The 26,503-nt window shown below is 74.3% G+C and carries 26 protein-coding genes and 1 riboswitch; of the genes, 15 read left to right on the top strand and 11 right to left on the bottom strand.

All coding sequences use genetic code 11. The annotated features are described in order from the left end of the window. Positions 1-104 precede the first annotated feature (104 nt). Positions 105-941, top strand: a complete 837-nt coding sequence (locus tag ACFWP2_RS01690) for an endonuclease/exonuclease/phosphatase family protein (protein ID WP_380447167.1) — start codon at positions 105-107, stop codon at positions 939-941. A gap of 18 nt (positions 942-959) precedes the next feature. Here the strand turns inward: ACFWP2_RS01690 and ACFWP2_RS01695 are convergent, their stop codons facing one another. Together ACFWP2_RS01695 and ACFWP2_RS01700 are read right to left on the bottom strand one after the other, a co-directional pair. Next, entirely contained in the window at positions 960-1,703 is a 744-nt protein-coding gene (locus ACFWP2_RS01695) for a hypothetical protein (RefSeq protein ID WP_380447169.1), read from the bottom strand. A 10-nt stretch (positions 1,704-1,713) separates the two neighbouring features. Continuing rightward, the gene (locus tag ACFWP2_RS01700; protein ID WP_380447171.1) at positions 1,714-2,508 is read right to left on the bottom strand and encodes an alpha/beta hydrolase; all 795 of its coding nucleotides are present in this window, start codon (positions 2,506-2,508) and stop codon (positions 1,714-1,716) included. A gap of 217 nt (positions 2,509-2,725) precedes the next feature. On the opposite strand from ACFWP2_RS01700, the gene ACFWP2_RS01705 reads away from it, so the two are divergent. From ACFWP2_RS01705 to ACFWP2_RS01715, 3 genes are read left to right on the top strand one after another with little or no spacing between them, the layout of a single operon-like run. Next, entirely contained in the window at positions 2,726-3,532 is an 807-nt protein-coding gene (locus ACFWP2_RS01705; RefSeq protein WP_380447492.1) for a lysophospholipid acyltransferase family protein, read from the top strand. Positions 3,533-3,587: 55 nt separating this feature from the next. Further along, a complete protein-coding gene (macS, locus tag ACFWP2_RS01710; protein ID WP_380447173.1) occupies positions 3,588-4,814 on the top strand; it encodes a MacS family sensor histidine kinase in 1,227 nt (408 codons plus the stop codon). Further along, the gene (locus ACFWP2_RS01715) at positions 4,811-5,506 is read left to right on the top strand and encodes a response regulator (protein WP_380447175.1); all 696 of its coding nucleotides are present in this window, start codon (positions 4,811-4,813) and stop codon (positions 5,504-5,506) included. The genes macS and ACFWP2_RS01715 overlap by 4 nt, the downstream gene beginning before the upstream one ends. Positions 5,507-5,599: 93 nt before the next feature. On the opposite strand, the gene ACFWP2_RS01720 is transcribed toward ACFWP2_RS01715, so the two are convergent. Further along, positions 5,600-7,537 (bottom strand): anthranilate synthase family protein, encoded by a 1,938-nt coding sequence (locus ACFWP2_RS01720; RefSeq protein WP_380447177.1) that lies wholly within the window; start codon positions 7,535-7,537, stop codon positions 5,600-5,602. 303 nt (positions 7,538-7,840) lie between these two features. Here ACFWP2_RS01720 and ACFWP2_RS01725 point away from each other — a divergent pair, with 303 nt between their 5' ends. Both ACFWP2_RS01725 and ACFWP2_RS01730 read left to right on the top strand, forming a co-directional pair. Continuing rightward, positions 7,841-9,190 carry a class II 3-deoxy-7-phosphoheptulonate synthase gene (locus ACFWP2_RS01725; protein WP_360354580.1) on the top strand — a complete coding sequence of 450 codons (1,350 nt, stop codon included), beginning with the start codon at positions 7,841-7,843 and terminating at the stop codon, positions 9,188-9,190. A 160-nt stretch (positions 9,191-9,350) separates the two neighbouring features. Then, positions 9,351-9,665, top strand: coding sequence for a bacterioferritin-associated ferredoxin (locus ACFWP2_RS01730; RefSeq protein WP_380447179.1), 315 nt, complete (start codon positions 9,351-9,353; stop codon positions 9,663-9,665). 46 nt (positions 9,666-9,711) lie between these two features. Here ACFWP2_RS01730 and bfr read toward each other — a convergent pair whose 3' ends face one another. After that, the gene (gene bfr / locus ACFWP2_RS01735) at positions 9,712-10,191 is read right to left on the bottom strand and encodes a bacterioferritin (protein ID WP_380447181.1); all 480 of its coding nucleotides are present in this window, start codon (positions 10,189-10,191) and stop codon (positions 9,712-9,714) included. A gap of 300 nt (positions 10,192-10,491) precedes the next feature. On the opposite strand from bfr, the gene ACFWP2_RS01740 reads away from it, so the two are divergent. Further along, the gene (locus ACFWP2_RS01740) at positions 10,492-11,121 is read left to right on the top strand and encodes a sulfite oxidase-like oxidoreductase (protein ID WP_380447183.1); all 630 of its coding nucleotides are present in this window, start codon (positions 10,492-10,494) and stop codon (positions 11,119-11,121) included. Between the two features lie 28 nt (positions 11,122-11,149). Here the strand turns inward: ACFWP2_RS01740 and pknB are convergent, their stop codons facing one another. The 4 genes from pknB to thiO form a co-directional block, all read right to left on the bottom strand. Further along, a complete protein-coding gene (gene pknB, locus ACFWP2_RS01745; RefSeq protein WP_380447494.1) occupies positions 11,150-12,931 on the bottom strand; it encodes a Stk1 family PASTA domain-containing Ser/Thr kinase in 1,782 nt (593 codons plus the stop codon). Between the two features lie 134 nt (positions 12,932-13,065). Next, on the bottom strand, positions 13,066-13,863 hold the full coding sequence (locus ACFWP2_RS01750) for a thiazole synthase (RefSeq protein ID WP_380447185.1): 798 nt from the start codon (positions 13,861-13,863) through the stop codon (positions 13,066-13,068). Between the two features lie 3 nt (positions 13,864-13,866). Continuing rightward, a complete protein-coding gene (thiS, locus tag ACFWP2_RS01755) occupies positions 13,867-14,121 on the bottom strand; it encodes a sulfur carrier protein ThiS (RefSeq protein ID WP_380447187.1) in 255 nt (84 codons plus the stop codon). Next, positions 14,118-15,293, bottom strand: coding sequence for a glycine oxidase ThiO (thiO, locus tag ACFWP2_RS01760; protein WP_380447189.1), 1,176 nt, complete (start codon positions 15,291-15,293; stop codon positions 14,118-14,120). Before thiO ends, thiS begins: the two co-directional genes overlap by 4 nt. A 3-nt stretch (positions 15,294-15,296) precedes the next feature. Next, positions 15,297-15,409: riboswitch (TPP riboswitch) on the bottom strand. Between the two features lie 138 nt (positions 15,410-15,547). Between thiO and ACFWP2_RS01765 the strand changes: the two genes are divergently transcribed. Genes ACFWP2_RS01765 through thiE form a run of 3 tightly spaced genes read left to right on the top strand, consistent with a single transcriptional unit; the run spans position 15,548 to position 17,817 of the window. Next, positions 15,548-16,756 (top strand): NAD(P)/FAD-dependent oxidoreductase, encoded by a 1,209-nt coding sequence (locus ACFWP2_RS01765; RefSeq protein WP_380447191.1) that lies wholly within the window; start codon positions 15,548-15,550, stop codon positions 16,754-16,756. 42 nt (positions 16,757-16,798) lie between these two features. Then, positions 16,799-17,164 carry an Rv2175c family DNA-binding protein gene (locus ACFWP2_RS01770; RefSeq protein WP_189915099.1) on the top strand — a complete coding sequence of 122 codons (366 nt, stop codon included), beginning with the start codon at positions 16,799-16,801 and terminating at the stop codon, positions 17,162-17,164. Beyond that, positions 17,164-17,817: a thiamine phosphate synthase gene (thiE, locus tag ACFWP2_RS01775; RefSeq protein WP_380447194.1), complete on the top strand. Its 654-nt coding sequence runs from the start codon at positions 17,164-17,166 to the stop codon at positions 17,815-17,817. Before ACFWP2_RS01770 ends, thiE begins: the two co-directional genes overlap by 1 nt. A 71-nt stretch (positions 17,818-17,888) precedes the next feature. On the opposite strand, the gene ACFWP2_RS01780 is transcribed toward thiE, so the two are convergent. Beyond that, positions 17,889-19,019 (bottom strand): polyprenyl synthetase family protein, encoded by a 1,131-nt coding sequence (locus ACFWP2_RS01780; protein WP_380447196.1) that lies wholly within the window; start codon positions 19,017-19,019, stop codon positions 17,889-17,891. 221 nt (positions 19,020-19,240) lie between these two features. Between ACFWP2_RS01780 and metF the strand changes: the two genes are divergently transcribed. Further along, positions 19,241-20,155: a methylenetetrahydrofolate reductase [NAD(P)H] gene (gene metF / locus ACFWP2_RS01785; RefSeq protein WP_380447198.1), complete on the top strand. Its 915-nt coding sequence runs from the start codon at positions 19,241-19,243 to the stop codon at positions 20,153-20,155. A gap of 204 nt (positions 20,156-20,359) precedes the next feature. After that, positions 20,360-21,253 carry a hypothetical protein gene (locus tag ACFWP2_RS01790; RefSeq protein ID WP_380447200.1) on the top strand — a complete coding sequence of 298 codons (894 nt, stop codon included), beginning with the start codon at positions 20,360-20,362 and terminating at the stop codon, positions 21,251-21,253. Between the two features lie 18 nt (positions 21,254-21,271). On the opposite strand, the gene ACFWP2_RS01795 is transcribed toward ACFWP2_RS01790, so the two are convergent. Next, complete coding sequence (locus ACFWP2_RS01795; protein ID WP_380447202.1) at positions 21,272-22,765, bottom strand: phytoene desaturase family protein; 1,494 nt, start codon at positions 22,763-22,765, stop codon at positions 21,272-21,274. Positions 22,766-22,787: 22 nt separating this feature from the next. Then, complete coding sequence (locus ACFWP2_RS01800; RefSeq protein ID WP_380447204.1) at positions 22,788-23,390, bottom strand: DUF4126 domain-containing protein; 603 nt, start codon at positions 23,388-23,390, stop codon at positions 22,788-22,790. Between the two features lie 603 nt (positions 23,391-23,993). Here ACFWP2_RS01800 and ACFWP2_RS01805 point away from each other — a divergent pair. From ACFWP2_RS01805 to ACFWP2_RS01815, 3 genes are all read left to right on the top strand, one after another. Beyond that, positions 23,994-24,590 (top strand): SAV_6107 family HEPN domain-containing protein, encoded by a 597-nt coding sequence (locus tag ACFWP2_RS01805; RefSeq protein ID WP_380447206.1) that lies wholly within the window; start codon positions 23,994-23,996, stop codon positions 24,588-24,590. A 29-nt stretch (positions 24,591-24,619) separates the two neighbouring features. Beyond that, on the top strand, positions 24,620-25,372 hold the full coding sequence (locus ACFWP2_RS01810) for a methyltransferase domain-containing protein (protein ID WP_380447208.1): 753 nt from the start codon (positions 24,620-24,622) through the stop codon (positions 25,370-25,372). Positions 25,373-25,889: 517 nt separating this feature from the next. After that, entirely contained in the window at positions 25,890-26,279 is a 390-nt protein-coding gene (locus ACFWP2_RS01815) for a DUF3040 domain-containing protein (protein ID WP_074000911.1), read from the top strand. Positions 26,280-26,503: the final 224 nt, after the last annotated feature.

The raw sequence follows: 26,503 nt of genomic DNA on the forward strand, positions 1-26,503 counted from the left end.
CGGTGCGACCGGGCCCCGACCGATCCCGGACGCACCGCCGCCGTCGCACGTCCCGGCCCGGCCGCGTACGGTCGGATCGATCCGGTGACCGTCCAGGGAGGACCATGAGCGCCGCGAGCACGACCACCGCGACCACCGCGACCGGGAACGCAGCCGCAGCCGCGCCCGCCGCCGCGCCCGCGACCGCCGTGCGGGCCGAGCCGCTGCCGCCGCCCGGCCCGGGCCGGCTGCGCCTGCTCAGCTACAACATCCGCTCGCTGCGCGACGACCGGCGCGCACTGGCCCGGGTGATCCGGGCCTGCGAGCCGGACGTGGTCTGCGTCCAGGAGTCCCCGCGCTACTGGCGGCCGGAGGGCCAGGCCGCCTGGCTGGCCCGGAGCACCGGCACGGCCGTGCTGGCCGGCGGCGGCCGCACCGCCGCCGGTCCGCTGCTGCTCGGCCGGCCCGGCGCGGTGGAGCTGCTGGAGGTGCACGACCGGCTGCTGCCCAAGACCCGCGGCCTGCACGCCCGGGGCTTCGCCGGCGCGCTGCTGCAGCTGCCCGGCACGGCGCCGTTCAGCGTCACCAGCTGCCACCTCAGCCTGGACCAGGAGGAGCGGTACGGGCAGTTCGAGCTGCTGCTCGACCAGCTCGGGATCGCCGAACTGGGCGTCGTGGCAGGGGACTTCAACGAGCACCCGGACGGTCCGGGCTGGCGGCTGCTGGCGTCCCGGCTCCAGGACGGGTACCCGACCGCGCCCTGGGGAGGCGAGTTCACCTCCGTACCGGAGCGCCCCTACCAGCGGATCGACGGGGTCTTCGCCACGCCCGGGATCACCGTCCTCGGCTGCGGGGTGCCGCACGGGCTGCCCGGCGTCACCGAGGCCGACCTGCGGGCCGCGACCGACCACCTGCCCGTGCTCGCCGTCCTCGAACTGCCGACGAGCCGGCCGGTCGGCTAGCCGGGCGGTCGGCCGGAGCTACACGACCGCGCCGTGGTCCGGGTCCTCCGGCTCGTCCTCGTCGCGGTCCTTCATCCGCGCGACCAGGGTGACGAAGCCGCCGAGGAAGGCGGTGATCCCGACCCAGGCGGGCCAGCCGGAGATCTCCCGCCAGACCACCGCGTCGACCAGCAGCAGCGCCGGGCCGCCGAGCACCGCCAGCCAGGCGAACTTGGCGGTCACGTCGGCGGCCGGCAGCGGCGGGGGCTCCGGCGGGACGAAGTGCCCCTCGTCGGTCTCCTCGGCCAGCTCGAAGTCGCGCGGGCCCGCGCCGCCCGCCGGCATCACCGGTCGGCCGGAGCGGGGGCGGGGCTGCGGGGCGAGGTCGGAGAGGTCGTCCTGGTCGCCGCGGCCGTCGGCGCCGCCGTCCTTGTAGCCGCCCTTGAGCTCGTTCTGCGCCCGGAGGTTCTCGACCTCCGGCCAGTTCGGGTTGTTGAGGTCGACCGGGTCGTCGAACTGTGCCACCAGGGCGGCGAAGATCGCGTCCTGCTCGGCCTGGCTGCGCTCGGGCGCGCGGCGCGCACGGCGCTCGGCGGCGTCCGCCGCGGCCTCCCCCGCGGAGCCCGAGGCGGCGTCCTTGACGGGCGGGGGCGTCGCGGCGCCCTCCTGGCCGGTACGGTCCGCCGGCGCACCGCCCGGGGCGGCGTTCGTCCCGCCGTCCTTGGTCGCGCCGTCCTCGCGGGGAGTCTCGTCCCCGCCGCCCGCCGTGCTGCTCTCGTGCACTTCCGGCCCTTCAGCCATGGTGATCGTCCGATTCGACCCGGGTGACGCCCGCCGCGTGCGCGGGGGCCAGCCGTTGGATGAAGTCCTGGCTCGCCGCGAATATTTCCGCCGCGTCGTGGTCCAGCGTCGCGACGTGGAAACTGCGCTGGCACAGCCGCTCCGTCACGTCCGTCGAGGATATCCGGGCCAGTACCAGTTCCGAGTTGGCCGGCGAGACGACGTGGTCCTGCGGGCTGTGGAAGAGCAGCACCGGCTGGGTGACCTCCGGCAGCAGCCGCTGGACCTCCTGCCACAGCCGGCTCAGCGACCAGGCGGCGTGCAGCGGGGTGCGGTCGTAGCCGACCTCGACCGAACCGGGCCGGGCGATGTCGTTGGCGACCCCAGGCAGGCTGGGCAGCAGGTGGCGCAGCACCGGCAGCAGCACACTCGCGGGGGTGTCCGAGCGCACCGACGGGTTGACCAGTACCAGGCCGGAGACCGTCGGCCCGTGCAGCGCGGCGAGCCGCAGCGCCAGCGCGCCGCCCATCGACAGCGCGCAGACGAAGACCTGCTCGCACTCCTCGGCGAGCGCCAGCAGCTCGCGCTCGACCTCCGCGTACCAGTCCTCCCAGCGGGTGAGCTGCATGTCCTGCCAGCGCGTGCCGTGCCCGGGCAGCAGCGGCAGCGAGACGGTGAAGCCGGCCGTCGCCAGCTCCTCGGCCCACGGCCGCAGCGACTGCGGCGACCCGGTGAAGCCGTGGCAGAGCAGCACCCCCACCCGTCCGCCGTGGTGGCGGTACGGCTCGGCACCGGGCAGCAACGGCATGGCGGACTCCTTCGCGGGCGGATGGCGCTGGGGGAGGGGACGCTGGAGGGGGTGGTGCTGCGAAATCGCATCGTCCCACGCTCCGCGCCGGGTCGTACACCCCCTGCGGAACGGGCCGGGCGGGGCCGTTACGGCGGGGGCGGGCACAGCGGACGGCCGCGGGGCATTAGGATCGACCGGTCCGCATAACAGGAGGCCCGGGTTGTTCTACCGACTGATGAAGATGATCGTCGCGCCACTGCTTCGGATCTTCTTCCGGCCCTGGATCGAGGGCGAGGAGAACATCCCCGCCGAGGGTGCGGCGATCATCGCGAGCAACCACCTGTCCTTCTCGGACTCGTTCTTCTTCCCCGCGCTGATCAAGCGCCGGGTCACCTTCATCGCGAAGGCCGAGTACTTCAACACCCCGGGCCTCAAGGGCCGGCTGACCGCCGCGTTCTTCAAGGGCGTCGGCCAGCTGCCGGTGGACCGCTCGGGCGTGCGCGGGGCCGGTGAGGCCGCGATCCGCAGCGCCGTCGCGGTGCTGGAGGGCGGCGAGCTGTTCGGCGTCTACCCGGAGGGCACCCGTTCGCCCGACGGCAAGCTGTACCGCGGCAAGGTCGGCGGCCTGGCCCGCGTCGCGCTGGCCACCGGCGCCCCGGTGATCCCGGTCGCCATGATCGACACCGAGAAGGTGCAGCCGCCCGGCCAGGTGATCCCCAACTTCGGCATCCGCCCCGGCATCCGGATCGGCCGCCCGCTGGACTTCTCCCGCTACCACGGCATGGAGAACGACCGCTTCATCCTCCGTTCGGTGACGGACGAGGTGATGTACGAGATCATGCGGCTCTCCGGCCAGGAGTACGTGGACATCTACGCGACCGCCGCCAAGCGGCAGATCGCCGAGGACAAGAAGAAGGCCGACGCCGAGCGCCGGGCCGCCGCCAAGGCGGAGAAGGCGGAGGCGGCCGAGGCCGAGAAGGCGGAGAAGGCCGAGAAGGCCGCCGAGGCTGACACCTCGGAGAAGCAGGAGAAGCCGGAGTAGGCGTCCGGGCGGCCGCCGGGCCGGCCCGGACGGGCCCAGGGGAGGGGCGGGGCGGATGACGGACGACGGGGGCAGAGCCGGCGCGGTCGGCGGCACGGTGGCGGCCGGCGGCATGTCCGTCGAACTCCCGATGTGGAAGGCGATCTCCTACTTCCGGGTGATGGCCCTGTGCTACGCCCTGCTGCGGTACGTCAACTCGTACCTGCACTTCCTGCACCCGGTGGCGGGCTGGATCTTCCTCGGCGCGCTGACCCTGTGGACCCTGGCCAGCACCAGGGCCTTCGCCAACCCGCAGCGCTGCACCTGGTACGTCCTGGGCGCCGACCTCACCCTCGCCGTCACCGGCATCGTGATGAGCGGCGTCACCGACTCCCCGGCCCGGATCAGCCACGGCGCGCCCACCCTGCCGACCATCTGGGCGGCCGGCACGGTGCTGGGCTTCGCCGCGAAGGGCGGCTGGCGCCCGGCGGCGGCCTCGGGCTCGGTGATCGGGGTCGCCAACATCCTCGGTCACGGCGGGCCGACCGGCGACAACATCCACAACATCGTGCTGCTGCTGGTGGCCGGCTGCGCGGTCGGCTACGTGATCGAGCTGGCCCGGGCCAGCGAGGCCACCCTCACCCGGGCGCTCCAGGTCGAGGCGGCCACCCGGGAGCGCGAGCGGCTCTCCCGGGACATCCACGACGGCGTGCTCCAGGTGCTCGCCCTGGTCCAGCGGCGCGGCGCGGAGCCGTGCGAGCGGCCGGGCTCCGGCGCGGACCTCGCCGAGCTCGGCCGGCTGGCCGGTGAACAGGAGCGCGCGCTGCGGGCGCTGATGACGGGCGGTCCGCTGCCGGACCGGCACGTGCCGGGCGCCGAGGCCGCCGAGCCGCCGGACCCGGAGGCGCCGCGCGACCTCACCGCGCTGCTGCGCCCGTACGCGGACGAGCGGATCACGCTCTCCGCCCCCGGCACCCCGGTGCTGCTGCCCGGCCAGGCGGCGGGCGAGCTCGCGGCGGCCGTCGGCGCGGCCGTCGACAACGTGCGCCGGCACGCGGGGGAGCGGGCCCGGGCCTGGATCCTGGTCGAGGACGAGCCGGAGGCCGTCACGGTCGGCATCCGCGACGACGGCCCCGGCTTCGCCCCGGGCCGGCTGGGCGAGGCGGAACGGGCGGGCCGGCTCGGGGTCTCCCAGTCGATCCGCGGCCGGCTGCTGGACCTCGGCGGCACGGCCGAGCTGTACTCGGCGCCCGGGGAGGGCGTCGAGGTCGAACTGCGCGTCCCGAGGAAGGCCACTCCATGACCGACCAGCTGATGACCGATCAGCCGACCGCCGACCGGCCGGTGCGGGTGATGGTGGTGGACGACCACCCGATGTGGCGGGACGCCGTCTCGCGCGACCTCGCCGAGGCCGGACTGGACGTGGTGGCCACCGCGGGCGACGGCGAGGAGGCCGTGCGCCGGGCCCGCGCCTGCACCCCCCAGGTGGTCGTGCTGGACCTCAATCTGCCCGGCCTGCCCGGCGCCGAGGTGTGCCGTCGGGTGGTCGCGCACGACCCGGCGGTCCGGGTGCTGGTGCTGTCGGCCAGCGGGGAGCACCAGGACGTGCTGGAGGCGGTGAAGTCCGGCGCGACCGGCTACCTGGTGAAGTCGGCCGGGCGCGAGGAACTGCTGGACGCGGTGCGCCGCACGGCCGTCGGCGACGCGGTGTTCACCCCGGGCCTGGCCGGCCTGGTGCTCGGCGAGTTCCGCCGGCTGGCCGCCGAACCGGCCCCGGCCTCCGCGCCCGCCGCCCCGCGGCTGACCGCCCGGGAGACCGAGGTGCTGCGGCTGGTGGCCAAGGGGCTGTCCTACCGGCAGATCGCCGACCGGCTGGTGCTGTCGCACCGGACGGTGCAGAACCACGTGCAGAACACGCTCGGGAAGCTCCAGCTGCACAACCGGGTGGAGCTGGTCCGGTACGCCATCGAGCAGGGCCTGGACGACGAGATCTGACGGGCCCGGGCCTGGACGACGAGATCTGAGGATCAGGGCCCGGCCGCGCCGCGGCCCCGGGCGGGAAGGTCCGCCCGGGGCCGCGCCGCCGGCTCAGCGCAGCGCGGCCGTCGCCTCGCGCAGCAGGCCCGCCACGATGCCGACCCCGTCGCGGGTGAGCACCGACTCCGGGTGGAACTGGAGCCCCGCGAAGCCGTGCCCGCGCAGCGCGTGCACGTCGCCGGTGACGGCGTCCCGGGCGACCTCGACGCCCTCGGCGGCGAGCCGCGACTCGTCGGCGTCCGAGCAGCGCGCGGTGAAGGTGTTGTAGAAGCCGACCGTCCGCTTCTCGCCGAACAGGTCGATGCGCTCCTGCGCCCCCTGGTACGGGACGGTCTTGCGGCCCAGGGCGAGCCCGAGCTCGGCGGCCAGCAGCTGGTGGCTCAGGCAGACCGCGAGCAGCGGCGAGGTGCGGGCGCCGGAGCGGACGGCGGCCAGCGCGTCCGCGACGATCGGCCGCAGCAGCAGCATCTTGGGGTCGTCCGCGAGCGCCGGGTCGCCCGGGCCGGGGCCGAGCACCAGCGCGCCCCGGTGCGCCGCGACCCGCTCGCGCAGCCCCGGCTCGTCGTACCGGGCCACCGCCACCCGGTGGCCGAGCGAGCCGAGCAGGTGGGAGAGCATCGAGGTGAAGGTGTCCTCGCCGTCCACGACCAGGGTCGGCTCGGCCTCGGTGATCTCGGCCGGCTGCTGCATCCGCAGCCAGAAGGGCGCGAGGTCGGCCCGGCGGGAGTCCAGGGCGGCCTGTACCCGGTGGTCGTCGGCGAGCCGGCGCCCGACCGGGTGGAGCAGCCGGTCGGGCGCGGGCAGGGCGCCGATCGCGGTGAGCACCCCGGCGGCCTTGGCGTGGGTCTCGGCGACCTCGGACTCCGGGACGGAGTGGCGCACCAGGGTGGCGCCGACCCGGACGACCAGCCGTCCGGTGGCCGGGTCGATGTCGGCGGTGCGGATGCAGATCGGCGAGTCCAGCAGCTGCCCGCCGCTGGCGGAACGGCCGATCAGGGCGAGCGCGCCGGAGTAGTAGCCGCGCCCGGTGGGCTCGTAGCGCTTGATCACGCGGGTGGCGTTCTCGACCGGGCTGCCCGTGACGGTCGCGGCGAACATCGTCTCGCGGAGCACGTCGCGGACGTCCAGGGAGGTGCGCCCGCGCAGCTCGTACTCGGTGTGGGCGAGGTGGGCCATCTCCTTGAGCCGGGGCCCGAGCACCTGGCCGCCGAGGTCGCCGACGGTGCACATCATCTTGAGCTCCTCGTCCACGACCATGGTGAGCTCCTCCAGCTCCTTGGGGTCGTGCAGGAACTGGAGCAGCGAGTCGAGGTCGGAGCCGCCGGCCGGGTAGCGGTAGGTGCCGGAGATCGGGTTCATCACGACGGTGCCGCCGCTCTGCCGGACGTGCACCTCGGGGGAGGCGCCGACCAGGACCCTGTCACCGGTGTGCACCAGGAAGGTCCAGTACGCGCCGCGCTCCTGCTCCAGCAGCCGGCGGAAGAGGGTCAGCGCGAGCTCCGGCCCGAAGTCCTCCAGCGTCGCGTGGAAGTCGCGCCGGATCACGAAGTTGGCGCCCTCGCCGTTGCCGATCTCGTCCCGGATCACCCGGCGGACGATCGACGCGTACGCGTCGTCGTCCACGTCGAACCCGCCACCGGCAAGTGCGACCGGCAACTTCGGTAGGGCGTAGGTGAATTCGGCCAACGGCAGGGTGTGCTGCTCGGTCACCGAGAGGGCTTGCAGGGGGGTGTCGTCGTCGTGCGCCTCGAAGCCGCGCTCGCGGATCTGGCGGTACGGGACGAGCGCGAGCAGGTCGTGCACCGGGCCGCCGCCGGCCGGCGCGCCGCTGCGCACGGGCAGGTCGGCGAGGTGTTCGTAGCTGTCGACGGTGCCCAGCAGCACCTCGACGGTGTCCGGGCTGAGCCGGGGCGTGCGGCGGTGCAGCAGGGCGAACGCGGGGGCGTCCGGGCCGGTGAGACGGGTGAGCAGGTCGACGGCGGTGGTCACGGAAACGGCGTCCTTCCGGGTGGTCTTGGTGAGAGGCGGTGCAAGGTCCGCTCCCGGAGGGCCGTCTGCTCAGACGTCGACGGCCGCCCCGAGGGGCGGCCGTCGTGTTCGTCTAGGAACGCGTCGTCGGTGGGCCACCCTTGGGGGAGGCCCACCACCAGGAGTGGGTGTGGGGCGCGTGCATGGTTCGACCCTAGCGGATGCGCCGGGGCGAGTGAGGGGCATCACGTCTTTGTCCGAGATGTGTCTCATCCTTCGGGCAATAGTCACAAGTCACTCCTGTCACCCCGTAGCCTTGGCGATGTGACCGCTACGACTGAGACATCGAGGGCTACCCACTCCTGGGAGTCCCTGCCCGCGGCGCAGCAGCCTGAATGGCCGGACCAAGAGGCTCTGCGCAAGACCCTTGCCGAGCTCGCCTCCTATCCGCCGCTCGTCTTCGCCGGCGAGTGTGACCAGCTGCGCGCCCGGCTCGGTGCCGTGGCGCGCGGCGAGGCCTTCCTCCTTCAGGGGGGTGACTGCGCCGAGGCCTTCGACGGCGTCTCGGCGGAGCACATCCGCAACAAGCTGAAGACGCTGCTCCAGATGGCCGCCGTGCTGACCTACGCGGCCTCGGTGCCGGTGGTGAAGGTCGGCCGCATCGCCGGTCAGTACTCCAAGCCGCGCTCCAAGTCGACCGAGACCCGCGACGGCGTGACCCTGCCGGTCTACCGCGGCGACTCGGTGAACGGCTTCGAGTTCACCCCCGAGTCCCGCATCCCGGACCCGGAGCGCCTGAAGCGGATGTACAACGCGTCCGCCGCGACGCTCAACCTGGTGCGCGCGTTCACCACCGGTGGTTACGCGGACCTGCGCCAGGTGCACGCCTGGAACCAGGACTTCGTCCGCAACTCGCCGGCCGGCCAGCGCTACGAGCAGCTCGCCCGGGAGATCGACAACGCCCTGGCGTTCATGAGCGCCTGCGGCGTGGTGCCGGAGGAGTTCAAGGCGGTCGAGTTCTTCTCCTCGCACGAGGCGCTGGTCCTCGACTACGAGACCGCGCTGACCCGCGTGGACTCGCGCACCGGCGAGCTGTACGACGTCTCCGGCCACATGGTGTGGATCGGCGAGCGCACCCGGCAGCTGGACCACGCGCACATCGAGTTCGCCTCCAAGATCCGCAACCCGATCGGCGTCAAGCTCGGCCCGACCACCTCGGTGGACGACGCGCTCGCCCTGATCGAGAAGCTGGACCCGGAGCGCGAGCCCGGCCGCCTGACCTTCATCACCCGGATGGGCGCGGGCAAGATCCGCGACCACCTGCCCACCCTGGTGGAGAAGGTCACCGCCTCCGGCGCCAAGCCGGTGTGGATCTGCGACCCGATGCACGGCAACACCTTCGAGGCCTCCAGCGGGCACAAGACCCGCCGCTTCGACGACGTCCTGGACGAGGTCAAGGGCTTCTTCGAGGTGCACCGCGCGCTCGGCACCCACCCGGGCGGCATCCACGTGGAGCTGACCGGCGACGACGTCACCGAGTGCGTCGGCGGCGGCGACGAGGTCATGGTGGACGACCTGCACCAGCGCTACGAGACGGCCTGCGACCCGCGCCTCAACCGCAGCCAGTCGCTGGACCTGGCGTTCCTGGTGGCGGAGATGTACCGCGGCCAGTAGGCCCGGTGCCCGTCGGATGTGACGAAGGCCCCTCCGGATTCGGTGTTCCCGAGCCCGGAGGGGCTTTTTCGTACCGGTTTCGCCGGGTAAGGTAAGCCTCAGTGAACTAAGGCTGACCTTAGTCAAGATCCACTCCGCTCCACCCCCGGGAGAGACCGCGATGTACGTGTGCATGTGCCATGCGGTCACCGAGGACCAGGTGAAGAAGGCGATCGACGGCGGCGCCAGCACCCCGCGCCAGATAGCGAAGGGCTGCCGGGCCGGCACCGACTGCGGGTCCTGCGTGCGCCGGATCCAGGCGCTGCTCGGCGAGCACGGCGCCCGCCCCTGCCCGACCGCCCGGCTGGCCGCGAAGCTCGGCCTCGCGGACCCGGGGGCTTCCGAGAGCCCGGTGGCCCCGGCGGGCGCGGCGGCCCCGGCGGCCCCGGTCCGGGTTCCGAAGGCCGCCCCGGTGGTGCCGCTGCGGGTGGCCTGAGCCGTCCGGGTGAACCGATCGGCCCGGCGCGTCCGGGTGGTCGGCCTCAGGACTCGGGCTGCTCGATGACCTGGGCGATGTAGAGCGCCTCGCCGAGTTTCTCCAGCAGCTCCAGCTGGGTGTCGAGGTAGTCGATGTGGTGCTCCTCGTCGGCCAGGATGTCCTCGAAGATGTTCGCCGAGGTGACGTCGTTCTTGGCCCGCATCACCACGATCCCGCGCTTGAGCCGGTCGATCGCCTCGACCTCGATCTGGCGGTCCGCCTCGAACATCTCCTTGACCGTCTGGCCGATCCGGACGTGGAACAGCCGCTGGTAGTTGGGCAGCCCGTCCAGGAACAGGATCCGGTCGGTGAGCGTCTCGGCGTGCTTCATCTCGTCGAAGGACTCGTGCCGGGTGTACTTGGCGAGCTTCGTCCAGCCGAAGTTCTCCTGCATCTTGGCGTGCAGGAAGTACTGGTTGATCGCGGTCAGCTCGGCGGTGAGCTGCTCGTTGAGGAAATCGATGACCTCGGGATCGCCCTGCATGGTGACGCCTCCTGCACTCGTGCTGCCGTGTGTCCTGGTGCTGAGTCCTGCGCGGGTCCTGCTCTGAGTCCCGCGCTGAGTCCTGCGCTGAGTCGTGCGTGGGTCCTGCGCTGCGCATCCTGGCACCGCTTTGGGAGGAAATTCCAGTAAGTTCACACTCACTAGGACATGTGGCGGAATATCCGGTTCATGGTGAAACCCGCTGGTGGGCGCTCGACCGCTGGTCCGTACGCGCCGGGGCGCGAATCCGCGCAAAGGGGCGCGCGTCGATGGTCGTCCGCCGTCTGTCACCATGGATCCATGGGTCAGTCGAAACACGAACCGTCTCCGCCGTCTGACCCGAGGCTCCCCCCGGGCCAGCGCGCGCAACGCGGCTGGCCCGCCCTGCACTACGGGCCGGTACCCCGCTTCAAGCCGCTGACCTGGGACCTCCAGGTGTTCGGCGCCACCGCCTCGGCGGAGAAGCACAGCTGGGACTTCGAGGCCTTCAGCGCCCTGCCGCGCACCACCGTCGTCGGGGACATGCACTGCGTGACCAAGTTCTCGATGCTCGGCAACGAGTGGACGGGCGTGTCGGCCGCCGCCGTGCTCGACCTGGTGCCCCCGGCGCCGGGCGTCACCCACGTCATGGTCTGGGCCGAGTACGGCTACAGCGCCAACCTGCGGCTGGCCGACTTCGCCGACCCCCGCACCCTGCTCGCCACCCACCGCAACGGCGAGGCGCTCACCGCCGAGCACGGTTTCCCGGTCCGGCTGGTGGTGCCGCGGCTGTACGCCTGGAAGGGCCCCAAGTGGGTGCGCGCGGTGGAGTACATGCGGGCCGACCGGCGCGGCTTCTGGGAGGAGCGCGGCTACCACAACCTCGCCGACCCCTGGCGCGAGCAGCGCTACTCCTACCAGGAGGAGCCCGGCGACGGGCCGCTGCGCTGACCCCGCCGCGGAGGCCGGACGGGTCGGGCTAGAACAGCGAGAACTTCACCGTCACCACGCTGCGCTGCGGGCGCCGCTCGCCCGCCGCCGGGCTCTGGCCGGAGGAGGTGACCGCGCCGAAGACGTCCCAGCCGCTGGTCTGCATGGTGAAGCCCGCCGCCTGGAGCGCCTTCTGCGCCTCGTCCTTGCTCATCCCGGTGACGTTCGGGACCGGCACCATGCCCTTGCTGACCACCAGCGAGACGGCGGAGTCCTCCTGCAGCAGCTGCCCGGCCGCCGGCGAGCTGCTGATCACCGAGCCCTCGGGCACCGCGTCGTCGTAGGTCTCGGTCACGTTGCCCCTGGTCAGCTGGGCGCCGGTCAGGGCCGTGGCGGCGTCGGCGGCGCTCTTCCCGGTGAGGTCCGGCACCGCGATCCGCTTGGGGCCCTTGGACACCGTGACGGTGACGCTGTCGCTCTTGCGGGTGCGCGCGCCCACCCCGGGATCGATGGAGATCACCTGCCCGGACGGCACGGACTCGCTGAACACCTCGACGAACCGCCCGTGCAGGCCCTGCTTGTCCAGGACCCGCTGCGCCTCGGCCCGGTCCTTGCCGAGCACGCCCGGCACCGAGCCGTACAGCCCCTCGGAGATCCCGTAGGTGGCGCCGCCGATCGCCAGCACCAGGGCGGCCACCGCGGCCGTCCAGATCAGCGGCTTGCGGGGCAGGCGGCGGCGCGGCGGGGTGGGGCGGCGCCGGTGCACCGGGGTCGGTTCGTCGTACGGGCGGGGCTCGGCGAGCAGCTCGTCCATCAGCTCCGGCGGCATGTCCAGCACGCTGGTGCGTTCGGTCGGCGGGGCGTCGGCGGGCCGCGGCAGCGGCTGGATCACCGAGGTCGGCTCGCTGGTGGGGTAGCGCGGGCTGGGCCGGGTGGAGGCCGGCGGCTCGGCGTCCAGTTCGGCCGGGGCGAGGGTGCGGCGGACCCGCTGGAGGGCCGCGAGCAGCTCGACCGCGTCGTACGGGCGGGCGTCGGCGGACCGGGCGCAGGCGCCGGCCACTATCGCGTCCAGTTCGGGGCCGACGGCGGGGGCGACCAGCGAGGGGGCCGGGACGTCCTCGTGCAGGTGCTTGTACATGACCTGGACGGGATTGTCGCCGGTGTGCGGGCGGCGGCCGGTGAGCATCTCGTACAGCAGGATGCCGGCGGCGTAGACGTCCACCCGCTGGTCGGTGGGGGCGTCCGGGAGGATCTGCTCGGGGGCCAGGTAGGAGACGGTGCCCATCACCGTGCCGCCGGTGGCGGTGGTGGTCGAGGTGGGCGCGCCGTCGGCGGTGCCGAGCACCCGGACCAGCCCGAAGTCGGCGACCTTGACCAGGCCGCCCTCGGTGATCAGCACGTTCTCGGGCTTGACGTCGCGGTGGACCAGCCCGGCCCGGTGGGCGGCGCCGAGCGCGGCCAGCACCGGCTCCAGCACGTCCAGCGCGGCCCGGACGGACAGCGCGCCGCGGTCGCGCAGCAGGTCGCGCAGGGTGCGGCCGGGCACGTACTCCATGGCGAGGAAGACGTGACCGCCGTCCGCGCCCTGGTCGAAGACGTTGACCACGTTGGGGTGGGTGAGCCTGGCGACGGCCTTGGCCTCGCGGATGAAGCGGGCGGTGAAGCCCTCGTCGCCGGCCAGCGAAGGGTGCATCACCTTGAGCGCGACCACGCGGTCCAGGCGGGTGTCGGTGCCCTGGTAGACGGTGGACATCCCGCCGGTCGCGATGCGCTGCTCGACCCGGTACCGGTTGTCGAGCAGGCTGCCGATCAGGGGGTCGTGCAGTGCCATGTCCACCCGGCGAGTCTAGTCGGGGGAACCGGCGGCCGGGTCCGGAGGACACCGCCTCCGGGCCCGGCTGTGCCCGGCTTGTGACACGCCGGGGCCCGGAGCGCGGGCCCCGGAGGACGGGGCCCGGCGCGGGTTCAGAACGCGGGGCGCTCGCGGGTGTCCAGGTCGGCCCGGCCCGCCATCGCGGAGGAGGCCTCGGCGTGGAAGCGGCGCGGGATCCGGCCGGCCCGGTGGGCGAGCCGGCCCGCCTCGGCGGCGTGCCGCATCGCCTCGGCCATCAGCACCGGGTCCTGAGCCCTGGTCACCGCGGAGGCGAGCATCACCGCGGCGCAGCCCAGCTCCATCGCCAGCGCCACGTCGGAGGCGGTGCCGGCGCCCGCGTCCAGGATCACCGGGACACCCGCGCTCTCCGCGATCAGCTGGAAGTTGTGCGGGTTGCGGATGCCCAGGCCCGAACCGATCGGCGAGCCCAGCGGCATGATGGCCGCGCAGCCGACGTCCTCCAGCTTGCGGGCCAGCACCGGGTCGTCGTTGGTGTACGGCAGGACGGTGAAGCCGTCGTCGACCAGCGTCTCGGCGGCGTCCAGCAGCTCGATCGGGTCGGGCAGCAGGGTGCGCTCGTCGGCGATCACCTCCAGCTTGACCCAGTCGGTGCCGAGCGCCTCGCGGGCCAGCCGGGCGGTCAGCACGGCCTCGCCGGCGGTGAAGCAGCCGGCCGTGTTGGGCAGCACCCGGATGCCGTTGCGGGTCAGCACGTCGAGCACGGAGCCCTGGGTGGTGGCGTCGACCCGGCGCATCGCGACGGTGGTCAGCTCGGTGCCGGAGGCGAGCAGCGCGCGCTCCAGGACCTCCAGGCTGGGCGCGCCTCCGGTGCCCATGATCAGCCGGGAGGAGAAGGTCGTCCCGGCGATGGTCAGCAGGTCGTCGGCCATGGTTCAGCCTCCCTGGACGGCGGTGAGGATCTCGATCCGGTCGCCGCTGCTCAGCGCCGTCCCGGACCACGAACTGCGCGGCACCACGGCCTCGTTGAGCGCGGCGGCGACACCGGTGTTGGCCTTGCTGATCGAGGCCACCACCTCGGCGAGGGTGGTCGTGGCGGACACCCGGCGGGACTCGCCGTTGACGGTCAGGGCGATCTCGTCCAGGGCGATCTCGTCCGGGGAGATCTCGTCGGGGGTGATCTCGGTCATGCGCAGGCCTTCGTGGTGGAGTGGTCGGGGGAGAACCGGGTGGGCGCGAACGGCCGTGCGAGGTCCGGGACTTCGCCGGTGGCCAGGTACTCGGAGACCAGGTCGGCGGTCACCGGGGTGAGCAGGACGCCGTTGCGGTAGTGGCCGGTGGCGGCGACCAGCCCGGGCAGCGAGGTCGGGCCCAGCAGCGGGGCGTTGTCGGGCGATCCGGGGCGCAGCCCGGCGGAGGTCTCCAGCAGCGGGAGTTCGGTGATCCCTGGGACCAACTCGTGGGCGTCGCGCAGCAGTTCGTACACCCCGCCGGCGGTGACGGTGGTGTCGTAGCCCTGCTCCTCGGTGGTCGCGCCGACGACCAGCTCGCCGTTCTCGCGCGGCACCAGGTACAGGTGCTGCCCTCGGACGACGGCGCGGACGTTGCGGGAGAGGAACGGGCGGTAGGCGTCCGGGACGCGCAGCCGCAGCACCTGGCCCTTCACCGGGCGGATCGCGGGCAGCACCCCGTCGGGCAGGCCGGGCAGCCGGTGGCTGTGCGGGCCGGCGGCGAGGACGACCTGCCCGGCGCTCACCCGGCCTCCGGTGGAGAGCCGGGCGCCGGTCGCGCGGCCGCCCTCGACCAGCAGCTCGACGGCCTCGGCCGGACGGATCGCGACCCCGGCGCGCTCGCAGGCGGCGAGCAGGGCATCCAGCAGCCGGCGGCCGTCCACCTGGTGGTCCTCGGCCACGTGCAGGCCGCCGCGCACCCCGGGGGCGAGCATCGGCTCCAGCTTGCGGGCCTCCCGACCGGTCAGCCAGGCCGAGTCCAGGCCGAGCCGCTGGTGGAAGGCGTGCAGTTCGCGCAGTTCCTCGCGGTCGTCGGAGTCCAGCGCCACGGCGAGCGTGCCGCAGCGGCGGTAGCCGGTGTCCAGGCCGCCGCTGGCCTCGGTGAGTTCGGCGGCGAAGGCCGCGTACCGCTCGTTCGAGGCCATCCCGAGGCGCAGCAGCGGCTCCTCGCCGTACTGCAGCTCGGTGACCGGGGCGAGCATGCCGGCCGCGACCCGGCCCGCGCCGCCGCCGGGGGTGGGGTCGACCACGACCACGTTCCGCAGGCCGCGCCGCGCGGCCTGCCAGGCGACGGCGAGGCCGACGATGCCCCCGCCGATCACCAGCACGTCGGCGCGGCCGTCTGATGGCAAGCGTGACAAGGCTGCTCTGCTCCCTTCGCCGGTATGACCCGGATCAGGTTCGGACGGTCGCGGGCCGTGCCAGCCCGCCTCTCAGCCCGGTACGCCGGGCTCCCGTGTGGTGCCACCACCATAACGCCGGGGGTCGGCCCGGCCGAAGGCCCGTACGCAGGGCGGAGAGCGGGGCGGACGGCGGACGGCGGGCGGACGGCGGGGCGGCGGAAGCCGGGGGAGAGCCCACGGCCGCCGGCCGGGCCCTGGGTACAGTGACGGGCGTGGCAGAGCTGAGCGGAACGGATCAGGTGGTCGTCGTCGGAGCCGGGCTGGCCGGGGCGCAGTGCGCCCTCAAGCTGCGGGAGGGCGGCCGGCAGGGGCGGATCGTGCTGGTCGGCGAGGAGCCGCACGCACCGTACGACCGGCCACCGCTCTCCAAGGACGTGCTGCTCGGCAAGGCCGACTCCACCGCCCTGGACATCGACTACGACCGGCTCGGCATCGAACTGCTCACCGGCCGCCGCGCCACCGGCCTCACCCCCGGCGTGCTGCGCACCGACGGCGGTGACCTCCCGTACGGCTCGCTGGTGATCGCCACCGGCGCCGTCCCGCGGGCCCTGCCCGGCGCCGAGCGCGCGCACCTGCTGCACACCCTGGACGACGCCCTGGCCCTGCGCGCGCTGCTGCGCCCCGGGCTGCGGCTGGTGCTGGTCGGCGCCGGCTGGATCGGCGCCGAGGTGTCCACCGCGGCCCGGGCGGCGGGCTGCGAGGTGACCGTGGTGGAGGCCGGCCCGGCGCCGCTGCCCGGCGCGCTGCCGACGGAGATCGGTTCGGCGATGGCCGCCTGGTACGCCGAGGCCGGGGTCGACCTGCGCTGCGGGGTCGGGGTGGCCGCCGTCGAGCCGGGCGCGGTGCTGCTGGCGGACGGCTCGCACCTGCCCGCCGACGAGGTGGTGGTCGGCATCGGGGCCCGCCCCGCGACCGGCTGGCTGGCCGGCTCCGGGGTCGAGCTGGACGCGGCCGGTGCCGTCGTGGTGGACGGGCGGCTGCGCACCTCGGTGCCCGGCGTGTTCGCGGCCGGCGACTGCGTCAGCTACCCCTCGGCCCGGGCCGGTGCCCGGCTGGCCGTCCAGCACTGGGACCACGCCCTGCAGTCCGGCGCGGCGGTGGCCGCCGCCGTCCTGGGCGCGGACGCGCCGGACTACGACCCGGTGCCGTACTTCTGGTCCGAGCAGTTCGGCCGGATGGTCCAGTACGCCGGCCGGCACGCCGAGGGCGACGAGGTGCTGTGGCGCGGCGCCCCCGGGGACGCCGACTGGTCGGTGCTCTGGCTGCGCGACGGCGTGCCGAGCGCGCTGCTGGCCGTGGACCGGCCGCGCGACCTCACCCAGGGGCGGAAGCTGATCGAGCGCGGTACGGCGCTGGATCCGGTCCTCGCCGCGGACCCGGCGGTGCCGCTGAAGTCGGCGGTCGCGAGGTAGCGGCTGGTGCGCGACGGGCCGCGGAGGTGGCAGTCTGGTGGCGTGAGCGAGATCGAAAGCAAGATTGAAGCCCTGGTCACCGACTGGATGTACCTCCCCGACATCTCGGAGCAGTGGGGGGTCCGGGTCACCGAGGTACGTGACCTGGTCAAGAACGGCGGCCTGATCGCCGTCCGCCGCGGCCCGAACAAGTCGCTGCAGGTCCCTGCGGCGTTCATCGACGGACCCGGGCTGGTCAAGCACCTGTCCGGCACCCTGACCGTGCTGCGCGACTGCGGGTACAACGACGTGGAGATCCTGGAGTGGCTCTTCACCGAGGACCCGTCGCTGCCCGGCAGCCCGATCCAGGCATTGCGGGAGAACCGCGGCACCGAGGTCAAGCGCCGTGCCCAGGCGATGCTGATCTGATGGCGGCGGACACGCTGCGCGCCCGTCTGGCGGACGCGCGCCTCTACCTGTGCACCGACGCCCGCCGGGAGCAGGGCGACCTCGCCGAGTTCCTGGACGAGGCGCTGGCGGGCGGGGTGGACGTCGTCCAGCTGCGGGACAAGGGCCTGGAGGCCAGGCAGGAGCTGGAGGCCCTGGAGGTCTTCGCCGACGCCTGCCGCCGGCACGGCAAGCTGCTGGCCGTCAACGACCGCGCCGACGTCGCCCACGCGGCCCGGCCGGACGTGCTGCACCTCGGCCAGGACGACCTGCCGGTGCCGGCCGCCCGGGCGATCCTCGGCGAGTCCGTGCTGATCGGCCGGTCCTGCCACGCCGAGTCCGAGGTGGACGCGGCGATCGCCGAGCCCGGTGTGGACTACTTCTGCACCGGACCGGTCTGGCCGACCCCGACCAAGCCGGGCCGCCCGGCGCCGGGCCTCGGCCTGGTCTCGTACGCGGCGAAGCAGGACACCGACCGGCCGTGGTTCGCGATCGGCGGGATCGACCTCGGCAACCTGGACGAGGTGCTGGCCGCCGGTGCCCGGCGGATCGTCGTGGTGCGGGCCGTCACCGCCGCGGCGGATCCGCGGGCGGCCGCCGCCGAGCTGTCCCGCCGGGTGCGCGCCGCGCTCTGACCGGCCCCCGCCAGCGGGATCCGGGACCGCGGGACCCGGGACCGCGGGACCCGCGAGGCCGTCGCCGTCCGTCAGTACTTGCGGACGGTGGCGGCCTCGGCCAGGGCCAGCAGCACCGTGCGGGCCCGCTCGTCGGCGAGCGGCGCCGCCTCCAGCGCGGCCAGCGACTGCCGCATCAGCTCCTCGATCCGGCGCTCCACCAGCTCGGGCGCGCCGCTGCGGGCGACCAGCGCGCGCAGCTCGGCGACCTCCGGGGCCGCCAGGTCCGGCGCGCCGAGCCGCTCGTCCAGGTGCCGGGCGTCGGCGGCCGGCAGGCCCCGCATCGCGTGCGCGACCAGCAGGGTGCGCTTGCCCTCGCGCAGGTCGTCCCCGGCCGGCTTGCCGGTGACGGCCGGGTCCCCGAAGACGCCGAGCAGGTCGTCGCGCAGCTGGAAGGCCTCGCCCAGCGGCAGTCCGAACGCCCCGTATGCCTCGACCAGCTCCGGCCCGGCGCCGGCCAGCAGCGCACCGACCTGGAGCGGCCGCTCGATGGTGTACTTCGCGGACTTGTAGTGCAGCACGGTCTGCGCGCGGTCCAGCGCGCCCTCGTCCGTCGAGTCGCCGGCCACCGGCTCCAGCACGTCCAGGTACTGGCCGAGCATGACCTCGGTGCGCATCAGGTCGAACACCGGCTTGGCGGCCAGGACGGCGGCCGGCTCCAGGCCGGAGCGCAGGAAGAGCTCGTCGCACCAGATCAGCAGCAGGTCGCCGAGCAGCACCGCGGCCGAGGCGCCGTACTGCTCGCGGTCGCCGCGCCAGCCGCTGTCCCGGTGCAGCGCCTCGAAGCGGCGGTGGATCGAGGGCAGGCCGCGGCGGGTGTCGCTGCGGTCCATCAGGTCGTCGTGCACCAGGGCGCTCGCCTGGAGCAGCTCCAGGGCGGCGGCCGCGTTGGCGATCGCGTCGCCGCCGGCGCCCCCGGCCGGGCCGCCGGCGCCGCGCCAGCCCCAGTAGCAGAAGGCCGGGCGCAGCCGCTTGCCGCCGTCCAGCAGGAAGTCGCGCAGCGCGTCGGCGGCGGGGGCCAGCCGGGGCGAGATCTTGTCGAGCAGCACGGACTGGCCGTCCATGAACGCGGCGAGCGCCGCGTTGACGCGGGTGCGGACGTCCTCCACGTCAATGGGGTTGGCCGCACTGGGGTTGGCCGGCCGGGTGCTGGACGAGGTCACGATGGGGCTCCGCTGGTTCTCTGGGGTGCAGCAAGCGTAGCGGTGCGGCCGGGAACGGGTGTGCGAGCGACCCTGCGGGGAGGCCCGGGGGAACGGCCGCGGAGCTGCGGTGGAGCCGCCGCGGAGCCGGTCCCGGGGTGAAGCGGAACGTCTTCCATCTCTTGTCTCAATAGATGGAATCCGGTTGTCCGGCCCCTTCGAACGCCCGATAGCCTTCCATCATGGCACTCGGAATCGCTTCCACGAGAACGGATCGCGCACTGACGGTGCGCGAACTCCTGGCGGCCGGCAAGCGCTCCTTCTCCTTCGAATTCATGCCCCCGCGCACCGAGGTCGGCGAGCAGAGGCTCTGGGACGCCATCCGCCGGCTCGAACCGCTGGACCCCAACTTCGTCTGCATGACGTACGGCGCCGGCGGCTCCTCGCGCGAGCGGACCGTCAACATGGTCGGCCGGATCGCCACCGAGACCACCCTGACCCCGGTCGCCCACCTCACCGCGGTGGACCACTCGATCGCGGAACTGCGCAACATCATCGGCCAGTACGCCGACCAGGGCGTGCGCAACGTCCTCGCCGTCCGGGGGGACCCGCCCGGCGACCCGATGGGTGAGTGGGTCAAGCACCCCGAGGGCGTCACCTACGCGTACGAGCTGGTGGAGCTGATCAAGGGCATCGGCGACTTCTGCGTCGGCGTCGCGGCCTCGCCGAACATGCACCCGCGCTCGACCGACTGGGACGAGGACATCCGGCACTTCGTGGCGAAGATCCGCTCCGGGGCCGACTACGCGATCACCCAGATGTTCTTCGAGGTGGACGACTACCTGCGGCTGCGCGACCGGGTGACGGCCGCCGGCTGCGAGACGCCGATCATCCCGGAGATCATGCCGGTCACCAACGCCAAGCAGCTGGAGCGCTTCCCCCAGCTCAGCGGCTCGGCCTTCCCCGCCGAGCTGGAGGCCCGCCTGCGCGCGGCCATCGACGACCCGGCGGCGCTGCGGGCCGTCGGCATGGAGCACGCCACCGCGATGGCCGAGCGCCTCCTCGCCGAGGGCGCGCCCGGTCTGCACTTCATCACGCTGAACCACTCGACGGCGACGCTGGAGATCTACCAGAACCTGGGACTGCACCGGCGCTGACGGGCCCGCCGGGCCCGCGCCCGCGCAGCTCCGACGCCGGGTGTTCACGAGCCCGTCACCGCACGACGGTGGCGGGCTCGGTCGTGTGCGGCTCGCTGTGCCGGGCGGCGGGAACGCGATGCGGTACCCCGGCCGTTGAACCGGTACAGTCGCCGCACACGCGCGGCGCACCCGCGCGGGCACGCGACTGGAGGTAGCGGGCGGATGGGCATCGGATACCTGCTGCTGTACGCCGCGTTGGCGGTGGTGGCGCTCTGGCTGGTCGCCGAGGTGCTGCTGCAGAACCGGGCACCACTGCACTGGCGGGTCCTGGCCCTGGCCGGCTTCCTGGGCGTGGCCGCCGGGATGAGCCTCGGCTCGGTCGTGGTGATCGGGGCCGGCGCCGCGCTGTTCGCGGTCGGCCAGACCTTCGTCACCCTGTCGGTCAAGCGCGGCTACCAGGCCGGCTGGTCCCTGCGGAAGGCCGACGGCAGCCTGCCCGGCCCGCTCGCCAAGGTGCCGCTGCTGGGCGCCCTGACCGGCGGCGCCGCCGCGGTGGCGGCCGTCGCCGCCAGGAAGCGGGTCGGTGAGGTCAGCGCCGTCGAGGAGGCCCCGGCCCCCGCCCCGGCCGTCCCGCCGCTGCCCACCTCGCCGCTGCCCGACGAGGTGCCGGAGGTCGAGCAGACCGCCGCCTTCGAGATGCAGGAGCTCGCCCAGGACGGCGTCTACGCCCCCGGGTACTACGAGCAGCAGCAGCCGCAGGTCCAGCAGCAGCCCCAGGACCCGTACGCGGCCGCCTACCAGGCTGGCTACGACCAGCAGCAGTGGCAGACCCAGCAGCAGCCCGCCTTCGCCTACGACCAGCAGTCCTACGGCGGCTACCCCCAGCAGCAGGACCCGTACGGCGCCTACCAGCAGCAGGGCCAGCAGCACGACCCGTACGCGGGCTACCAGCAGCCGCAGCACGAACAGCCGCAGCACCAGCAGGCCTGGGAGCAGCACGCCCAGCCCCAGCAGGAGTGGCAGCCCCAGCCCGACCAGCAGGTCCAGGGCATCCCCCAGCAGCCGGTGTACGACCAGTACGGCTACCAGCAGCAGAACACCTGGCACCAGGGCTGACCCGGCCGGGACCGACGGCTACGCCGGGCCGATCAGCCCGGCGGTGACGCAGGCCGACATGCCGACGCGGGCGAGGCCGCCGCCGGGGTGGGCGTTGCCGCCGATCAGGTAGAGGCCGGGGACGGGCGACTCGTTGGCGGCGTTCAGTCCCGGGTACGAACCGGCGAGCACCGGGCGGGCGACCGAGCCGAACAGCGCGCCGGTCTCCCTGCGGGTGTCCTCCGGGGTGCGCACGACCCGCCACAGCACCCGCTCGCGCAGGCCCAGGCCGGCCGCGTCGACGTGGGCGAGCAGCCGGTCGGCGTAGCGGTCGGCGAACCCGGGGGCGGTCCAGTCGACGTCCTCCTCCTGGGCCGGGACGGTCGCGGTCAGCACCACGCTCTCGTGGGCGTCGTCGGGCCGCAGCGCCGGGTCGTCCGGGCGGTGCACCTGCACGGTGGGGCGCTCGCAGGGCGGTTCGGAGAGGGTGAGGGCGTTCTCCTCAGCGGCCGGGTCGGCCGCGTGGACCACCGTCCGGTGCACGGTGCCCTCGGGCCGCGGCCCGCGCAGGGCGAGCAGCACGCTGAACCGGCCGGGCACCTCGTACGGCTCCCAGTCCTCGGCCGGCACCCCCGGCCACTCGGCGATGCCGTGGTGGAACAGCGCGCGGGTGTCCATCGCGGAGATCACCAGGTCCGCGTCGATCCGGCCGTCCGCCGTCTCGACCCCGGCCGCCCGGCCGTTCTCCACGACCACCCGGGTGACCGGGGTGTCGAACCGGAACTCGACCTTGCGCAGCTCGCAGCGCCGGTACACGGCGTCCGCGAGCGCGCGCAGGCCGCCCCGGACGTACCAGACGCCGAAGGACTGCTCCATGTACGGCAGCACGGCGGCCCCGGCCGGGGCCTGCCCGGGCAGGAGGCCGTACCGCAGCGCGGGCTCGCCCAGCAGCGCGGTCAGGCCCGGGTGGCCGCCGAGCTGCCGCCGCGCCACCATGTCGAGGGTCCACGGGCGCGGGCGGCCCAGCCGGGCCAGGCCGGTGCGCGGCGGAACGGGGTACGGGTCGGTGCCGAGGAACTCCGGCTCGGCCGGCAGCGGCTCCTCCAGCAGCGGGCGGCGGGTGGCCTCCCAGACCGTCCGGCCGTGGTTCATCACCTCGCTCCAGCGGGCGCCGGAGCCGGCGCCGAAGGCGGCGTCCAGGGCCTGGCTGACGCCGCCGCGGGAGGCGTTGGGCAGGGTGACGGCGGTGCCGTCGGGGAACAGGTGCCGGCTCTCCGGGTCGACCGGGGCCAGCTCGACCAGCTGCTCCAGCGGCTCCTTGCCGGTCTTCAGCGCGAGGTCGCGGTAGACGGCCGGGAGGGAGAGCAGACCGGGCCCGGTGTCGAAGGCGAAGCCGTCGCGCTCGTACCGCCCGACCATGCCCCCGTACGTGCCGCTCGCCTCGCAGACCGTCACCCGGTGGCCGAGGGTCGCCAGCCGGGAGGCCGCCGCGAGCCCGCTCATTCCTGCGCCGATGACGACGATCTTTGCCATGGCCCCGATCCTAAGACCAGGCTCACGCGCTCCCGGCCGCCGCCCGGGCGGCCCTGCGGTCGCGGCGCCGGGCCCGGAAGGCGCGGATCTTGTTGATCACCAGCCGGACCAGCAGCAGGCCGGCGAGCAGGACCGCGGCGGCGACCGAGGCGGCCAGCCAGGGGTGGAAGATCGCCAGCGTGACCAGGCCGGCCACCGAGAGGTCCTCGGCCATGCTGACCACGAGGTTGCTGAAGGGCTCGGGGGAGGTGTTGACGGCCATCCGCAGCGAGGACTTCACCAGATGGCTGACCAGCGCCGAGGTGCCGCCCATCGCGCCGGCCGCCACCTCGCCGAGCGAGCCGGGGTCGTTGCTCGCGATCAGCACGCCGACGGTGGCGCCGGCGATCGGCCGGATCACCGTGTGCACCGCGTCCCAGACGCTGTCCACGTACGGGATCTTGTCGGCCACCGCCTCCAGCGCGAACAGCACGCCGGCCACGACCAGCACGTCCGTGCGCTCCAGCGCCTGCGGCACCGAGTCCGCGCCGGCGAACCTGCCCAGCAGCCCGAGCAGCAGCACCACCGCGTAGGCGTTGATGCCGCTGGCCAGCCCGCTGGTGAAGATCAGCGGCAGGACCGTCATCGCGTCCCCCTCCTCGTCATCGGGCCCTCTCCTCCTCCGGCGGGCCGGTTCCGCCCGGCCCGCCGTACCGTACCGGCAACCCGGCAGCCGGGACGCCGTGGACACGGCTCCCGGTTCCGGCGGGCGGCGGCCGGGACGGACTGAGTACGGATACTCAGATCCGCGGTTGAGTACCTCAGCGGATGGCCCACGACCTGCGCGGACGGAAGAGTGGTGGCACCCGGGAGGGCGGCGCGTCGGGCGCCCGGCCCGCCCGGGCGGCGGATCCGTCCGTCTCCCGGCCGCGGAGGCCGGGGGAGGCGGCGGACGGACCGCCACGGGGCTGGTCGTGGTCCCCGCACCGCCGACACGGGGCGGCGGAGCGGGCCGGGGGGAGACCGGCCACGAGGAGTTCGCGGCCGCCGGCCAAGGGGTGGACCGGCGCGGCGACGGCACGGCGGCGGCGCGGAACCGGGGGAGGACCGCGCCCGCCGCCGCTACGCCATTTCCGGGCCCCTTTCCGGCCGCGGGGGCGGCCGACCGGGCCGGATTGTCAGTGGCGCCGTTCACGATGGAAGGGCACGGACCAGCCGGTCCGCGCGCTGCCTCGGAACGGGGGAGACCATGACCATCAGTCGTCCTGAGCCCGTCACCGCCCGCCTCCACTCCGCCGCCCTGCCGCACCTCCCGGGTCCGTCCGCCGGACGCCCCGCCGGAGCCGACGTCCACCCCGTGCCGCGCCGGAGCGCCGCGCCGCCGGCCGCCCTCGACCTGCTCGCCGACGCCCACCGCACCCTCGTCCGGGCCCGCGCCCTGGAGGACCCGCTGGAGCGCTACGCCACCGCCCACCTGGCCGCGCTGCGCACGGTGGCGGCCCTCCTGGCGGTGCGCGGCCGCCCGGAGAAGAGCCCGCGCCGCCGCAAGGCCATCCGCAGCGCCTGGGAGGTGCTGCCCGAGGTGGCCCCGGAGCTCGCCGAATGGGCCGGCTACTACGGAGCCGGCGCCCGCCGCCGGGCCGCTGCCGAGGCCGGGATCAGGGGCGCCGCCTCGGCGCGCGACGCCGACGACCTGATCCGCAACTCCGCCCTCTTCCTGCGCCTGGTCGAGCGGCTGCTCGGCCTGCACGCCGCACCGCCCCCGCCCCGGCTGCCGCTGGACGACGACGAGCCGCCGGGCGTGCCGGGTGTCCGGGGGACAGGCTCTAAGGTGGAGGCATCCTGATCGAACTGCACGTGCCAAGGAGTCCCACCTTGTACCCGACGCGTCCCCGCAGTGCCCTGCGTACCGCCGTGGTGTGGGAGGTGGTCCAGGCAGCCCTGGAGAAGCGGGCGGCCGAGCTGGACCAGCCGGTGCTCGACGTGGTCGACACCGGCGGCGGCACCGGGAACTTCGCCGTGCCGGTCGCCAAGCTCGGCCACCGCGTCACCGTGGTCGACCCGAGCCCGGACGCCCTGTTCGCGCTGGAGCGCCGGGCCGCCGAGGCCGGTGTGACGGACCTGGTGCGGGCCGTCCAGGGCGACACCCAGACCCTGCCCGAGGTGGTCGCCCCCGGCAGCGTGGACGCGGTGCTCTGCCACGGCGTGCTGGAGGTCGTGGACGACCCGGCCGAGGCGCTCGGCAGCCTGGCCGGCACCCTGCGCAAGGGCGGCCTGGTCAGCCTGCTGGCGGCCAACCGCAACGGCGCCGTTCTGGCCCGCGCGCTGGCCGGCCACTTCAACGAGGCCCGCACCGCGCTCTCCGCCACCGACGGCCGCTGGGGCACGCAGGACCCGATGCCCCGCCGCTTCACCGGCGAGGAACTGGGCCGGCTGGCCGAGGCCGCGGGCCTGCGGGTGGAGTCGGTGCACGGCGTCCGGGTCTTCGCCGACCTCGTCCCCGGCGTGCTGGTGGACGCCGAGCCGGGCGCCGTGGAGGCGCTGCTGAAGCTGGAGGAGGCCGCCGCCGAGCAGCCCGCCTTCCACGCCGTGGCGACCCAGCTGCACCTGCTGGCCACCCTGGTCTGAGGCACCCCGTCCGGCGCGCGCCGCCCCGTACGGCGCGCGCGCCCCTCCCGGCGCCCGCGCCCCTTCACGAACCCCGCCACCGCCGCACGGTTTCTTCGCACGCCGTACGGCGGTGGTTCGCGCCCCGGAGGCCCCCCGGTTCCCCGCCCGTGGCCCCTGCGTGAACCGGCCGGTCCGGGGCCGCTCCGCGCCGCCCGGCGGCAAACCTGCCCAGGTCCGGGACGATTCCATCCGATCGGGCACTTGTCCGGGGTGTGGCGCGTTGACACGGATGCGGCCGTCCCCGCTCGAAGTGGCCCGTCCCACGCGGCGCAGACCACTCCGTAACGGGGCCACGGACCGTATGATCTGGGTAAAGCCGGAAAGCATGACAGCCGGACGCGTGGGGCATATGGACGACACGGGCCGGGTCCCCCGCACGGGCGTCCGACCGTGTGCCCCAAGGCTGATTGGACTTGCCTCCCCGACCGGGGTGGGCGGACCGGTCGCACCCGCGACCGACGAGTAGGAGGACTCCGTGCCGCTCTCGGAGCACGAGCAGCGACTGCTCGACCAGATGGAGCGAGCGCTGTATGCCGAAGATCCCAAATTCGCGTCTGCGCTTGAGGGAACCGGTCTGCGCACCTACACCCGTCGGCGGGTCTACCTGGCCGTCGCCGGCTTCGTGGTGGGCATCGGCCTGCTGATGGGCGGCATGGTCGTGCCGGACCAGATCTGGGTCAGCGTCGTGGGCTTCCTGGTGATGCTCGGGTGTGCGGTGTTCGCCGTGACGGGCTGGCGCCGCGGGCCCGCGGGCCAGGGCGCCGGGGCCCGCCCGGCCGCCGCCCCGCGCCGCAAGGCCGGGATGATGGACCGCGTCGAGCAGCGCTGGCAGCGCCGCCGGGACGAGCAGACCGGCGGCTTCTGAGCCGCTCGGCCGAGGTCCACGGCCCGACACGTACGGAGCCGGAACCCACCGAAGCCGACACCTGCCGGAGCCGATACCTGCGGAGCCGAGCGTACGGAGCCGAGGCACACGAAACGTCCGAAGCCGGGGCGGGGGGGGGGTGGACTGGCCCCCCCCGCGGGGGGTGCGGGCCCGGGCCGGGGGGGTATAAAAAAAAGAAGCAGGCCCCCGCACGGATAGTGTTG

Origin of the sequence: Kitasatospora sp. NPDC058444 (genome assembly GCF_042721415.1) — a bacterium.
Taxonomy (GTDB): Bacteria; Actinomycetota; Actinomycetes; order Streptomycetales; family Streptomycetaceae; genus Kitasatospora.